13 protein-coding genes and 1 riboswitch are annotated in these 13,354 nt (G+C 73.7%); of the genes, 8 read left to right on the top strand and 5 right to left on the bottom strand.

All coding sequences use genetic code 11. The annotated features are described in order from the left end of the window. Nucleotides 1–19 precede the first annotated feature (19 nt). The 8 genes from AC2TDM_RS00420 (at nucleotide 20) to metE (ending at nucleotide 9,888) form a co-directional block, all read left to right on the top strand. Nucleotides 20–1,084, top strand: coding sequence for a LacI family DNA-binding transcriptional regulator (locus tag AC2TDM_RS00420; RefSeq protein WP_090032164.1), 1,065 nt, complete (start codon nucleotides 20–22; stop codon nucleotides 1,082–1,084). A gap of 84 nt (nucleotides 1,085–1,168) precedes the next feature. After that, nucleotides 1,169–2,455: a sugar ABC transporter substrate-binding protein gene (locus tag AC2TDM_RS00415; RefSeq protein ID WP_090032162.1), complete on the top strand. Its 1,287-nt coding sequence runs from the start codon at nucleotides 1,169–1,171 to the stop codon at nucleotides 2,453–2,455. Between the two features lie 209 nt (nucleotides 2,456–2,664). Then, nucleotides 2,665–3,507 (top strand): carbohydrate ABC transporter permease, encoded by an 843-nt coding sequence (locus AC2TDM_RS00410; RefSeq protein ID WP_175499412.1) that lies wholly within the window; start codon nucleotides 2,665–2,667, stop codon nucleotides 3,505–3,507. A gap of 2 nt (nucleotides 3,508–3,509) precedes the next feature. Next, nucleotides 3,510–4,451, top strand: coding sequence for a carbohydrate ABC transporter permease (locus tag AC2TDM_RS00405; protein ID WP_484635457.1), 942 nt, complete (start codon nucleotides 3,510–3,512; stop codon nucleotides 4,449–4,451). 5 nt (nucleotides 4,452–4,456) lie between these two features. Further along, entirely contained in the window at nucleotides 4,457–5,392 is a 936-nt protein-coding gene (locus AC2TDM_RS00400) for a glycosyl hydrolase family 32 (protein ID WP_484635456.1), read from the top strand. A 170-nt stretch (nucleotides 5,393–5,562) separates the two neighbouring features. Next, on the top strand, nucleotides 5,563–6,153 hold the full coding sequence (locus AC2TDM_RS00395; RefSeq protein WP_175499410.1) for a DNA-3-methyladenine glycosylase I: 591 nt from the start codon (nucleotides 5,563–5,565) through the stop codon (nucleotides 6,151–6,153). Between the two features lie 100 nt (nucleotides 6,154–6,253). Continuing rightward, nucleotides 6,254–6,364: riboswitch (SAM riboswitch) on the top strand. A 62-nt stretch (nucleotides 6,365–6,426) separates the two neighbouring features. Next, on the top strand, nucleotides 6,427–7,416 hold the full coding sequence (locus tag AC2TDM_RS00390; protein ID WP_239078726.1) for a methylenetetrahydrofolate reductase: 990 nt from the start codon (nucleotides 6,427–6,429) through the stop codon (nucleotides 7,414–7,416). Between the two features lie 123 nt (nucleotides 7,417–7,539). Beyond that, nucleotides 7,540–9,888, top strand: coding sequence for a 5-methyltetrahydropteroyltriglutamate--homocysteine S-methyltransferase (gene metE / locus AC2TDM_RS00385; RefSeq protein WP_484635455.1), 2,349 nt, complete (start codon nucleotides 7,540–7,542; stop codon nucleotides 9,886–9,888). Nucleotides 9,889–10,017: 129 nt separating this feature from the next. Here the strand turns inward: metE and AC2TDM_RS00380 are convergent, their stop codons facing one another. The 5 genes from AC2TDM_RS00380 to gcvT form a co-directional block, all read right to left on the bottom strand. Continuing rightward, nucleotides 10,018–10,458 carry an Hsp20/alpha crystallin family protein gene (locus AC2TDM_RS00380; RefSeq protein ID WP_090032150.1) on the bottom strand — a complete coding sequence of 147 codons (441 nt, stop codon included), beginning with the start codon at nucleotides 10,456–10,458 and terminating at the stop codon, nucleotides 10,018–10,020. Nucleotides 10,459–10,632: 174 nt separating this feature from the next. Continuing rightward, entirely contained in the window at nucleotides 10,633–11,067 is a 435-nt protein-coding gene (locus AC2TDM_RS00375; protein ID WP_090032148.1) for a (deoxy)nucleoside triphosphate pyrophosphohydrolase, read from the bottom strand. 58 nt (nucleotides 11,068–11,125) lie between these two features. After that, nucleotides 11,126–11,359 carry a LuxR C-terminal-related transcriptional regulator gene (locus AC2TDM_RS00370; RefSeq protein WP_090032146.1) on the bottom strand — a complete coding sequence of 78 codons (234 nt, stop codon included), beginning with the start codon at nucleotides 11,357–11,359 and terminating at the stop codon, nucleotides 11,126–11,128. A 302-nt stretch (nucleotides 11,360–11,661) separates the two neighbouring features. Further along, the gene (gene gcvH / locus AC2TDM_RS00365) at nucleotides 11,662–12,039 is read right to left on the bottom strand and encodes a glycine cleavage system protein GcvH (RefSeq protein WP_484635454.1); all 378 of its coding nucleotides are present in this window, start codon (nucleotides 12,037–12,039) and stop codon (nucleotides 11,662–11,664) included. A gap of 76 nt (nucleotides 12,040–12,115) precedes the next feature. Beyond that, on the bottom strand, nucleotides 12,116–13,342 hold the full coding sequence (gene gcvT / locus AC2TDM_RS00360) for a glycine cleavage system aminomethyltransferase GcvT (protein WP_484636364.1): 1,227 nt from the start codon (nucleotides 13,340–13,342) through the stop codon (nucleotides 12,116–12,118). Between the last annotated feature and the right edge of the window lie 12 nt (nucleotides 13,343–13,354).

Genomic DNA, 13,354 nt, shown 5'->3' with positions numbered 1-13,354 from the left:
CCTGCTCAGAGGAGAGCTCGTGACGCGCGTGAGGATCGCCGACGTGGCCCGTGCGGCCGGCGTCTCGGTGACCACGGTGTCCCTCGTCCTCAACGACCGGAACGCGGCCCGGTTCCCGGAGACCACCCGGACCCGCATCCGCGACCTGGCGCGGGAGATGGGCTACGAGCCCAACGTCCTGGCCCGGGGGCTGCGCACCCGCCGCACCCACACCATCGGCCTGCTCTCGGACCGCATCGCGACCACCCCGTTCGCCGTCGGCATGGTGGAGGCGGCGCAGGACGTGGCCCGCGAGCACGGCCGGCTGCTGTTCCTCGTCGGCACCGGGGGCGTGCGCGAGGTCGAGGAGGACGCCGTGCGCGCCCTGCTCGCCCAGCAGGTCGACGGCATGATCTACGCCTCGATGTGGCACCGGCCGGTCGACCCGCCGGCGGACCTGCCCCCCGGCACCGTCTTCCTCGACTGCTACCCCGTGGGCGACGACGCCCGGCCGGCCGTCGTCCCGGACGACCTCGGCGGCGCCCGCGCGGCGATCGCGCACCTGGTCGCCGCGGGGCACCGGCGCATCGGGCTCGTCGACATCGACGAGGACCCGAGGCCCGTGGCCTCCGTCCTGCGCGAGCAGGGCTACCGGGAGGTCCTCGCCGAGGCCGGCGTCGCACCCGACCCGCGATGGCACGTCCGCTCGGCCACGACGGCGGCGGCCGACGCCGCCGCGGCGACGGAGACCCTGCTGGCCCTGCCGCCGGCCGACCGTCCGACCGCGGTGTTCTGCTACAACGACCAGGTCGCCCACGGCGCGTACACCGCGGCCCGCCGGCACGGCCTGCGCATCCCGCAGGATCTGTCCGTCGTCGGCTACGACGACCTGGTCCTCATCGCCCCCGAGCTCGACCCGCCGCTCACCACCGTCGCGCTGCCGCACCACGCGATGGGCCGGTGGGCCACCGAGGTCCTCCTCGGGGTCCGACCACCCCCCGACGAGGCCGACGGCGTCCTGCGGATGCCGTGCCCCCTCGTCGAGCGGGGTTCCGTGAGCCCGCCGCCGGTCGTTCCTGGACAGAGGACCGGCGACGGGCAGTGACACACCCGTGGACGCCGCGACCGCGGCGCCCACCGAGCACGGGGCACGGGCGCGGCAACGCCCGACCCCAGGAGAGGAACCGCGATGAAGCGCACGTCCCTCGCGTCGATCGTAGCGATCGCCGCCGCGTCGGCCACGGCCCTGACGGCCTGCGGCCAGGCCGGCCAGTCGGAGGGCTCCTCCGGCGACGGCCCCGCCCAGATCACGCTCTGGACGCACTCCGCCGGCAACCCGGCCGAGCTCGCCGTCTACGAGCAGATCATCGACGACTTCAACGCCTCGCAGGACGACTACGAGGTCGTCGAGGAGTCGTTCCCGCAGGGCGCGTACAACGACGCGATCGTCGCCGCCGCCGCGTCCGGCGACCTGCCGTGCCTGCTCGACATGGACGGACCCATCGTCCCGAACTGGGCGTGGGCCGGCTACATCCAACCGCTCGGCATCTCCTCCGAGATCACGGACGCGCTGCTGCCCACGGCGGTGGGCGAGTGGGACGGTGAGATCTACTCCGCCGGCTACTGGGACGCGGCGCTGTCGCTGTTCGCGCGGCAGTCGGTGCTCGAGGCCAACGGCATCCGCATCCCGACGGTCGACTCCCCGTGGACCATCGAGGAGTTCGACGCGGCGCTGGTGACCCTCAAGGCCGCGGGCTACGAGACGCCCCTCGACATCGGTGCCGAGGACACCGGAGAGTGGTGGCCCTACGCCTACTCCCCCATGCTGCAGAGCGCCGGCGGCGACCTCATCGACCGCGAGGACTACCAGTCGGCCGACGGCGTCCTCAACGGTCCCGAGGCGGTGGCGTTCTTCACCTGGTTCCAGAGCGCGTTCGAGCGCGGCCTGACGAGCAACGGCGGCACGGTGGGCAACACCGAGTTCAACGAGGACGAGGCCGCCATCAGCTACACCGGCGTCTGGAACGCGAAGGACTCCCTCACGGCGGCCGGTGACGACCTGCTGATCCTCCCGCCGCCGGACTTCGGCCAGGGCCCGAAGATCGGTGGCGGGTCCTGGCAGTGGGGCATCTCCAGCTCCTGCGACCAGGTCGAGGGTGCGCGCGCGTACCTCGAGCACAGCTTCGACACGGAGTACGTGACCGCCTTCAGCGACGGCCAGGTCGTCATCCCGGCGACGGAGGAGGCCGAGGCCGCCTCGCAGGACTTCGCGGAGGGCGCGCCGCTGCGGCCGTTCGTCGACCTGACGCAGTTCGCGGTCCTGCGGCCCCCGACGCCCGCCTACGCCGTCATCAGCAGCACCTTCGAGCGCGCGGCCAAGGACATCATGGCCGGCGCCGACATCCAGTCGACCCTCGACCAGGCGGTCGCGGACATCGACGCGGACATCCAGGCCAACGACGGCTACGGCTCCTGAGCCGCTGAGCTCGGCAGCCCCCGACCACGCCAGGCGGGTGGGCAGGCGCGAGCCCGCCCACCCGCCGGAACGGACCCGTCATGAGCATCCCCGTCCAGCAGCAGGGGACGCCGGCCACCGCGACCGCGCGCGCCGCGTCCCCGGAGACCCGCCCGACGACCCGCCGTCGGCGGTCGCCCGCCCTGCGCGGCCACCGGTCGGCCTACGGCATGGTCGCCCCCGCCGTCGTGCTCCTCCTGCTCTTCCTCGTCGTCCCGGTGGCGCTCGCCTTCGGGCTCTCCTTCACCAACGCCCGCCTCATCTCGCCCGAGCCGCCCCGCTTCGTCGGCGGCGACAACTTCGTGCGGGCCTTCACCGCGGACCCGGTGTTCCTCCGCTCGGTGCTCAACACCGCGCTGTTCGCGGTCGTCGTCGTCCCCGTGCAGGCCGGCCTCGGGCTCGTGCTGGCCCTGCTGGTCAACCAGCGGCTGCGCGGCGTGACGGCCTACCGCGTCATCTTCTTCATCCCCGTGGTGACGTCGATCGTCGTCGTGTCGATCCTCTGGAAGTTCATGTACCAGCAGGACGGCCTGGTGAACTCCGCGATCGACACGCTCACCTTCGGGGCCTGGCAGGGCACCGCGTGGCTCAACAACACCGCCACGGCGCTGCCCGCGATCATCGTGCTCTCGATCTGGCAGGCCGTCGGCTTCCACATGATCATCTGGCTCTCGGGCCTGCAGACCATCCCGGAGGAGCTGTACGAGGCCGCCCGCATGGACGGCGCGACGCCGCGGCAGCAGTTCACCAACGTCACGTGGCCGGGCCTGCGCCCGACGATGGTCTTCATCCTCGTGACCATCACGATCGCCGCCCTGGGCCTGTTCGTGCAGATCGACGTCATGACGCAGGGCGGTCCGGTCAACTCCACGACGACGCTCGTGTACCACGCCGTCCGCCGCGGCTACCGCGAGCAGCAGGTCGGCTACGGCGCGGCCATCTCCCTCATCTTCTTCGTGCTGGTCCTGGCCGTGGCGCTCGTGCAGCGCCGGCTGACCCGAGACAAGGACTGACCATGGCCAACGCCGCCGCCCCGCCGCGCGGCCGGTCCGCCCGTCGCACCCCCGCGACCGCGCCCGCCACCGGCCCCCGCACCACCCGCGCCTGGCGCTCCTACGCGCTCATGACCGTGCTCGCGGTGTTCTTCCTCTTCCCGCTGGTCTTCATGTTCGTCTCGAGCCTCAAGCCGGACGCGCAGATCCTGTCCGACGTCGACTCGCCGCGCGCCTTCCTGCCGGTCGGAGACATCTCGCTGCAGAACTACGCCGACGTCTTCGACCGCGTCCCCGTCGGCCGGTTCCTGCTCAACTCGGTGGTCGTCACCGTGCTCATCGTGGGCCTCGGGCTCGTCGTGAACTCCATGGCCGGGTTCGCCCTGTCGCGGATGGAGTTCCGGGGCCGCAAGGTCCTCCTGACCGTCATCATCGCCACGCTCATCGTCCCCTTCGAGACGATCGCGGTGCCGATGGTCTACTGGGTCTCGAAGCTGCCGACGCTGGTGTTCGAGGGGTTCGTGCTCAAGTACGACTTCGGCTGGCTGAACACCTACCAGGTGCAGATCATCCCGTTCGTCGCGAACGCGTTCTCGATCTTCCTCTTCACGCAGTACTTCTCGACGATCCCGAAGTCGCTCGACGAGGCCGCCCGCATCGACGGGGCCGGCTGGTTCACGATCTACCGCCGCATCGTCGCGCCGCTGGCCGGGCCGGCGTTCGCCACCGTCGCGATCCTCACCTTCCTGCCCGCGTGGAACTCCTACCTCTGGCCGCTCATGACGGTGCAGAAGGAGGAGCTGCGGCCCGTGATGGTCGGCATGCAGTACTTCTTCCAGCTCAACACGGCCTGGGGTGAGGTCATGGCGTACACGTCGCTCATCACCCTGCCGGTCCTCCTGGTGTTCCTGGTCTTCCAGCGCGCCTTCGTCAGCAGCATCGCCGCCAGCGGCGTGAAGGGGTAGGGCCGGTGCTCAAGCTCGCCGACCACTGGGTGTGGGACAGCTGGACCGCCTACGACGGGACGCACCACCACCTGTTCTTCCTCCGGGCCTCCCGCGCCCTCCTCGAGCCCGACCGGCGGCACCTGCGCGCCTCCATCGGGCACGCCCGCTCGACCGACCTGCGCTCCTGGGAGCTGCTGCCCGACGCCCTGGTGGCGGCGGACCCCGACGCGTGGGACGACCAGGCGACGTGGACCGGGTCCGTCGTCCGCGCCGACGACGGGTCGTGGCGGATGTTCTACACAGGCGTGTCCCGCGCCGACCGCGGGCTGGTCCAGCGGATCGGGGTCGCGCGCTCCGACGACCTCGTCGTCTGGGAGCGCCTGCCCGGTCCGGTGACGTCGGCCGACCCGCGCTGGTACGAGACGCTGGACCAGGGCACCTGGTTCGACGAGGCCTGGCGCGACCCGTGGGTGCTGCGCGACCCGGACGGCGACGGCTGGCACATGCTGGTCACCGCCCGGGTGCGAACCGGGGACCCGATCGGCCGCAGCGTCGTCGGCCACGCCCGCAGCCAGGACCTCGAGCACTGGGAGGTCGGACCGCCGCTCACCTCGCCGGCCGGCTTCGGCCAGCTCGAGGTCACGCAGGTCGAGGTCGTCGACGGGCTGCCCGTGCTCATCTTCTGCTGCTGGTCGGAGCACCTGTCGCCCGAGCGGCGCCAGGAGTGGACCGGCGGCGGCATGTGGGTGGTCCCCGGGGAGTCGCTGCTCGGGCCGTGGGACTTCTCCCGCGCGCACACGTTCGACCACCCGTCGCTGTACGCCGCCCGACTGGTGCAGGACCCGGTCCTCGGGTGGTCCCTGATCGGCTTCCGGGACACCGAGGACGGGCAGTTCGTCGGGGAGATCACCGACCCGCTGCCGGTCGTGCGGGTGGGCGACAGGCTCCAGCTCGCCTGAGCGGTGCCGGTACACCCGGGGACGGCTCGCCGAGCCGTCCCCGGGCCCGTCCTCGACGCCGCCGTCCACACCCGCGCCCGGGCGCTGCGGCCGTGTCCCCGTGCTCCGGCAGGATCACCGGCATGACCAGCGACACGACCGGTGCGATGACCGGTGCGATGACCGGTGCGATGACCGGTGCGATGACCGGTGCGGTGACCGGCCGCTGCTTCGGCGACGGCGACCCGCTCTACGAGGAGTACCACGACACGGAGTGGGGCGTGCCCGTCCACGGGGACCGGGCGCTCTTCGAGCGCATCGCGCTGGAGGGCTTCCAGTCGGGGCTGTCGTGGATCACCGTGCTGCGCAAACGGCCCGCCTTCCGCCGGGGCTTCGCGGACTTCGAACCCGCGGCGGTGGCGGCGTTCGACGAGGCCGACGTCGCCCGGCTGCTCACCGACGCGGGCATCGTCCGCAATCGTCTGAAGATCGAGGCGACGGTCGCCAACGCGCGGGCGGTCGTCGCGCTGCAGGACGCGGGCCGGTCGCTCGACGAGGTCGTCTGGTCCCACGCGCCGGCGGACGACGAGGGCGGTGCGCGGCCACGGCCCACCAGCTGGGCCGACGTACCCGCCCGCACCCCGGCGTCCGCCGCCCTCGCGAAGGAGCTCAAGGGCCTCGGCTTCCGGTTCGTCGGGCCGACGACGATGTACGCGACGATGCAGGCGTGCGGGCTCGTCGACGACCACCTCGCGACCTGCCCGGTCGTGACGCGACGCTAGGCCGACCGGTCCGTCCCGGTCCGTCCGGCTCCACGAGACCGATCGTCTCGGCTGGTGGACGGTTCTTGCCCACGCTGCGAGACCTTCCCTAGCCTCACCGCGACCATCCAGAGCGGCCGAGAGACCTGGCTCAGCGACGCCGCAGCAACCCGCCCTCCTCACCGAGGGTGTGGGTGCTTCCGCCAGGACCGATGGAGCCGGACGATGACCGACCGACCTCGCTGTCCCCGCGGCGCCGACGTGTGCCCGCCGGGCCCCGAGCACCTGCCCGCCGTGACCGAGCGCCCCACGCTCTCCTTCGAGCTGTTCCCGCCGCGCACCCCCGCGGCCGAGCCCCGCCTGTGGCAGACCGTGCGCGCGCTCGAGGCGGCCCGCCCCGACTTCGTCTCCGTGACCTACGGCGCTTCGGGGCGCACGCGGGAGACGACGCGGGCGCTGGTGCGGCGGCTGCTGCGCGAGACGTCCCTGACGGCGATCGTCCACCTCACCTGCGTGGGCACCTCGCGCGAGGAGGTGTCCCAGGTCGTGCGCGAGTTCCTCGACGAGGGCGTGCGCGCGTTCCTGGCGCTGCGCGGGGACCCGCCCGCCGACGCCGAGGACTGGCAGCCGCACCCCGACGGCGTCGACACGGCCGCCGACCTCGTGGCGCTGCTGCGCCGCATCGAGGCCGAACGCGTCGCGGTCAGCCCGGCGCAGGCCGTGCGCGCCACCGTGCGCCCGCTGTCGCTGGCCGTCGCCGCGTTCCCGCGGGGCAACCACGCCACCGGCGGCACCCGCGCGCAGGACGTCCAGTCGCTGCTCGCGAAGCAGGAGGCGGGTGCGGACTTCGCCATCACGCAGGTCGTGCACACGGCGGACGACTTCGCGGGCCTCGTCGAGGAGGCGCGGTCCGCCGGGGTGCGCATCCCGATCATCCCGGGCGTCATCCCGCTCACCGACCCCGGGCGCCTGCGCCGCCTCGAGCAGCTCACCGGCGTCCCGGCGCCGGCCGCGCTCGTCGGGCGGCTCGACGCCATCGAGGACCCCGAGCACCGGCACGAGGTCGGCGTGGACGCCACCGCCGAGCTGCTGCGCGGCGTCCTCGACGCCGGCGCCCCCGGCGTGCACGTCTACACGTTCAACCAGCACCGGGGGCCGCTCGACGCCCTCGAGCGCGCAGGCCTGCTCGGCCACGCGCACGACGACGCGCCCGACGAAGCGCCCGGCGAAGCGCCCGGCGACACCCCCGCCGCCGGCGACCGCGTCCCCGCCGCCGTCGGCTGACCGCGCCGCCGTCGACCGCTCGCACGACGACCTGCACGACCCGCACCTCCACGACCCGCACCTCCACGACCCGCACCTCCACGACGTACCGCCCTGACGACCGACCGACCGAAGGCCAGGACCATGACCAGCACCGTCCCGTTCCCCCGCGCGACCGTCCTCGGGTACCCGCGCATCGGCCCGCGCCGCGAGCTCAAGCGCGCGCTGGAGTCCTTCTGGGCCGGCCGCAGCACCGCCGACGAGCTCGAGACCGTCGCCGCCGACCTGCGCCGCCGCACCCGCACCCGCCTGGCCGAGCTGGGCCTGGGCACCGACGACGCCTCGATCCCCAGCGCCTTCTCCTTCTACGACCACGTGCTCGACGCGGCGGTCGTCACCGGGGCGGTGCCCGAGCGCTTCGCGGACCTCGTCGACGCCGACGGCGGCCTCGACCTCGCCGGCTACAGCACGGTGGCACGCGGCCGCGGGGACGACCTGCCGCTGGAGATGACGAAGTGGTTCGACTCGAACTACCACTACCTCGTCCCCGAGATCGGCCCGGGCACGACCTTCCGCCTCGCGTCCGACCGGCCCGTCCGGGAGTTCGCCGAGGCCCTCGCCGACGGGGTCCTCACGCGCCCCGTGCTCGTCGGGCCCGTCACGTTCCTCGCGCTGTCCAAGCCGGCCGCCGGGAGCCCTGAGGGCTTCGTCCCGCTCGACCGCCTCGAGGACCTGCTGCCCGTGTACGCCGAGCTGCTGCGCCGCCTGGCCGCCGCCGGCGCCACGTGGGTGCAGCTCGACGAGCCGGCCCTCGTGTCGGACTCCGTCGACGCGGACCACGACGCCCTCCTGGCGGCGACGGCTCGCGCCTACGCCGTGCTGGCCGACGAGCTCGCGCGGCCCGAGCGCCCGGCGCTGCTCGTCGCCGCGCCTTACGGCGACCTGCAGGACGCGCTGCCGGTGCTGGCCGCCACGTCCGTCGAGGCCCTCGCGATCGACCTCGTCAAGGGGTCGGCGCCCGCGGCCGCCGTGCCGGGCCTGGAGAGCACGACCCTCGTCGCCGGCGTCGTCGACGGCCACAACGTGTGGCGTGCCGACCTCGACGCGAAGCTGACCCAGCTCGAGAAGCTCGAGCGCCTCGGCGCCGGGGCCGTCATGGTCGCCTCGTCGACCAGCCTGTTCCACCTCCCCCACGACGTCGCCGACGAGCCGCAGCTCGACGCGACCCTGCGGTCCTGGCTCGCGTTCGCCGACCAGAAGGTCGGCGAGGTCGTCACGCTCGCCGAGGGGCTCGTCGAGGGCCGCGAGGCCGTACACGCGCAGCTCCTCGAGGCCGGCGACGCCCTGCGGACCCGCGCGCAGACCCCCGGTGTCGTGCGGCCCGAGGTCCGCGAGCGCACCGGCGCCCTCACCGACGCCGACGCCGAGCGCACCCCGTACGCCCAGCGCGAGCCCGCGCAGACCGCCCGCTTCTCCCTGCCGCCGCTGCCGACGACGACCATCGGCTCCTTCCCCCAGACGCAGGAGATCCGCAAGGCGCGCGCCGCCTTCGGCAAGGGCGAGCTCACGGCCGAGCAGTACGAGGACGAGATGAAGGCGGAGATCCGCCGTGTCGTCGAGCTGCAGGAGAACGTCGGCATCGACGTCCTCGTCCACGGCGAGCCCGAGCGCAACGACATGGTCCAGTACTTCGCGGAGCACCTCGACGGGTTCGCGGTCACCGCCAACGGCTGGGTGCAGTCCTACGGCTCGCGCTGCACGCGCCCGTCGCTGCTGTGGGGCGACGTGTCCCGCCCGGCGCCGATCACCGTCGGCTGGTCGACCTACACGCAGTCGCTCACGCCGAAGCCGGTCAAGGGCATGCTCACCGGTCCGGTGACGATCCTCGCCTGGTCCTTCGTCCGCGACGACCAGCCGCTCGGCGACACGGCCGACCAGGTGGCCCTCGCCCTGCGCGACGAGATCGCCGACCTCGAGGCCGCCGGCATCGGCATCATCCAGGTCGACGAGCCCGCCCTGCGCGAGCTCCTGCCGCTGCGCCGGGCCGACCACGCCGCGTACCTCGCCTGGTCGGTGCGGTCCTTCCGTCTGGCCACGGCCGGCGTGCGCGACGAGACGCAGATCCACACGCACCTGTGCTACTCGGAGTTCGGCGAGGTCATCGACGCGATCGACGGCCTCGACGCGGACGTCACGAGCATCGAGGCCGCGCGCTCCAAGATGGAGATCCTCGCGGACGTCGCCGCCTCGGGCTTCGAGCGCCAGATCGGCCCGGGCGTCTACGACATCCACTCCCCCCGCGTGCCCAGCACGGAGGAGGTCACGGAGCTGCTCACGGAGGCGGTGCGGTCCATCGACCCGCAGCGCGTGTGGGTCAACCCGGACTGCGGCCTCAAGACCCGCCGCTACGAGGAGGTCGTGCCCTCGCTGGAGCACCTCGTCGCCGCGACGCGGGCCGTCCGTGAGCGGCGCGCGGTGACGGCCGACGCCTGACGGTCTGACACCTGACGGCTGACGCCTGACGCTGACGCCTCACGCGGCGAGAGCCCGGGACCCTCGCGGTCCCGGGCTCTCGCTGTCGGTGCCGGCGCAGCCGACCGGCAGCCGGATCACGCAGCCGGATCAGGCGCTGGCCGGCTCCGACGCGCCGATCTGGGTGGCGCTGCCGCCGTGCTGCACCTCGATGCGCCGCGGCTTCGCCTCCTCGGCGACGGGGATCGTCAGCGTGAGGACGCCGTCGGCGTAGGTGGCCGAGATCCGGTCGAGCGCGAGCCCGCGGCCGACGGTGAGCTGCCGGGCGTAGGTGCCCACGGGCCGCTCCTTGGCCAGCCACTGGACGTCCTGCTCCGTGCGCGGCGTGCGCTGGGCGCGGATCGTCAGGGTGCGGTCCTCGACGTTCACGTCGATCGTCCCCGGGTCCGCGCCCGGCAGGTCGACGTGCAGGACGTAGTGGTCGCCGGACCGGTACAGGTCCATCGGCATGCTGGCCGTCGCGCGGTCGGCCGCGAACATCTGGCCGAGCAGACGGTCCATCTCCTGGAACGGGTCGAGTCGCGTAGCCACAGCCGTCACCTCCCTCGGGACGGCGCCGGACCTCCCGGCGCCGGGGCGCTCACGCGGTGGCGGTCGGCGTCACCGCGCAGCGGCTACGGGAGATGTTCTAGCACTCGACGCACGTGAGTGCCAGCCCTTCGAGGGCGGTCGTGGCCTCGTTCGCCCAGGACGAACGAGACGAGCTCAGGCAGCGTCCGCGCTGGTCAGCGCGACGACGGCCGTGACGATGGGGACGTCGGCGTCCAACCACGGCACGTCGAACCACTGCCCGGCCGGGAGCCAGCGCAGCTCGTCGTGCTCGACGAGGGGGGCCGGCACGCCGCTGACCACCTCGGCCAGCCAGAGCCGCAGCACGTGCGTGGGGGTGATGCGCCAGACGCCGTCCTCGGGCCCGGGGACCTCGTCCCCCAGCCCGACGGCGACGCCGAGCTCCTCGCGCAGCTCGCGGTGGAGGGCCTCCTCCGGCGTCTCGCCCGGCTCCACCTTGCCGCCGGGGAACTCCCAGCGGCCGGCGAGGCTGGCCGGCGTGCGGCGACGAGCGCTGAGCAGGACGGTGGGCGCGTCGAGGTCGTCGACGAGGGCGGCTGCCACGACGAGGGTGGGCTGCGAGCCGGTCATGCGCCGATCCTGCCAGCCGGGCTGCCTGCTCCGCCCGGCGGCGGTCCTGCGGGGTGCGTCAGCGGATGCCGTGCGCGATCGCCCAGGCCACGGCCTCGTGGCGCGTGGAGACGCCGATCTTCTTGTAGACGCTGCGGACCTGGCTCTTCACCGTGTTGCGGGTGACGAACAGGCGCGTGGCGATCTCCTCGAGCGTCACGTCCTCACCCAGCTCGGCCAGCACGACGCGCTCGCGACGTGTCAGCGTGACGAGGGACGTCATCGGCTCGCGCATCTCGACCATGGTGCTCATCTGGGCCCTCCGGGTTCCGACGGCCCCCGGCAGGGGTCCGTCCGTGTGCGTCGTGCATGAGAGGTGCCCCGCTCACGCCTATGACGCCGTTTCCGCGACTTCTTCTGACACGGGGGGTTCGGAGCCCATCGTTCACCGGTTTGGGTGAACGGCGCGACCTTTTCCGCACCCCTCGGCACGGCAGGAACGCCGGAGGAGCGTCCTGATACGTGCGCGGACACGACGACGCCGGGACCCTCCCGGGTCCCGGCGTCGTGGGGCTGCCGTCGTCGTACGGCGGTCGTCGTGCGGCGGAGCCGCGGTCAGCCCGCGGTGCTGGCCGCGTACTCCTCGGCGGTGAGCAGCGACCCGGTAGCCGTCACGTCGACCTTGAGCAGCCAGCCGGCGCCGTACGGGTCGGCGTTGACGACGGAGGGGTCGTCGACGGCCGCGGTGTTCACCTCGACGACCGTGCCGGTCACCGGGGAGTAGAGCTCGGAGACGGACTTCGTCGACTCGATCTCGCCGACGACCGCGCCGGCCGTGACCTCGTCGCCCACGGCCGGCAGCTCGAGGTAGACGACGTCCCCGAGCGCGTCGGCGGCCACGGCGGTGATGCCGAACATGGCGGGCTCGCCGTCGCGCAGCCACTCGTGCTCGGCGGTGTAGTGCAGGTCGGCGGGCAGCTCGGGCGACGTCATGGGGTCTCCTCCGGGTGGGGACGGTCGGGGGTCACGCTAGGGGGTCGCGCCAGGGGGTCGCGCCAGGGGGTAGGGGTCAGCGCGCGCGGCGGTAGAACGGCAGCGCCACGACCCGCACGGGCTCGGGGCGGCCGCGCACGTCGACGGCCAGCTGCGTCCCCGGCGCCGACAGCTCCGGCGTCACGTAGGCCATGGCGACGGGCCGGCCCAGCGTCGGCGACGGCGCCCCGGACGTCACCGTGCCGACGCGCGGCGCGTCGGCGGCGGCGGACGCCAGGACCGGGTAGCCCTCCCGGGCGGCCCGCCGGCCCAGGCCCTCCAGCCCGACGAGCACGCGCGCGGGTGCCGAGCCGGCGCGGGCGGCCAGTGCCTCCCGCCCCACGAACGGCACCGGCTCCCCGGCGGCGTCGACCTTGTCCAGGCGGACCACGCGGCCGAGCCCGGCCTCGAACGGCGTCGTCGTCGTGTCCAGCTCGTGCCCGTACAGCGGCATCCCGGCCTCGAGGCGCAGGCTGTCCCGGGCGGCCAGGCCCGCGGGCACCAGGCCGAGCGGCGTCCCGATCGCCAGCAGCGCGCGCCACAGCGCGGGGGCGTCGGCCGCGTCGCAGAACAGCTCGAACCCGTCCTCCCCCGTGTAGCCGGTCCGCGCGAGGAGCACCGGCCGCCCGTCGACGGCCGCCGGCAGGCAGGCGTAGTACTTCAGCGCCGCCAGCCCGGTGGGCAGGTCGGTGACCGACCCGTCGGGCCCCGCCGCCAGCACGAGCCCCGGCAGAGCGACGAGCACGTCCAGCGCCCGCGGGCCCTGCACCGCAGCGAGCGCGATCGCCGCCGAGCGGTCCTCGACGCGCACCTCGCCGACCACACCCCTCGCGGCCGCCGCCCGCTCGCGCAGCGCCGCTAGGACGACCTCGTGGTTGGCCGCGTTCGCGACGACGAGGTACGCCTCGTCGCCCGTGCGGTAGACGACGAGGTCGTCGAGCACCCCGCCGTCCCTCTGGCAGAGCATCGTGTAACGGGCGCCGAGCACGCGCAGGGCCGACAGCGCCCCGACGAGCGCCCGGTCGAGGAACGCGCCGGCGCCCGGACCCTCGACGACGATCTCGCCCATGTGCGACAGGTCGAAGAGCCCCGCCGCGGTCCGGACGGCCGTGTGCTCCGCCAGGTCCGAGGTGTAGCGCAGCGGCATCGTCCAGCCGGCGAACGGCACGAGCGTCCCGCCGAGGGCGACGTGCTCGTCGTGCAGCGGGGACCGCCGCGTCTGGTCCGTCGTCGTGCCCGTCGTCGCGTCAGTCGTCGTGCCCACCGTCACGTCCCC

It is taken from the genome of Cellulomonas sp. plas2, assembly GCF_057221735.1.
Note: the sequence above shows the minus strand (reverse complement) of the source record. Positions and strands in the feature narration are given on the sequence as shown.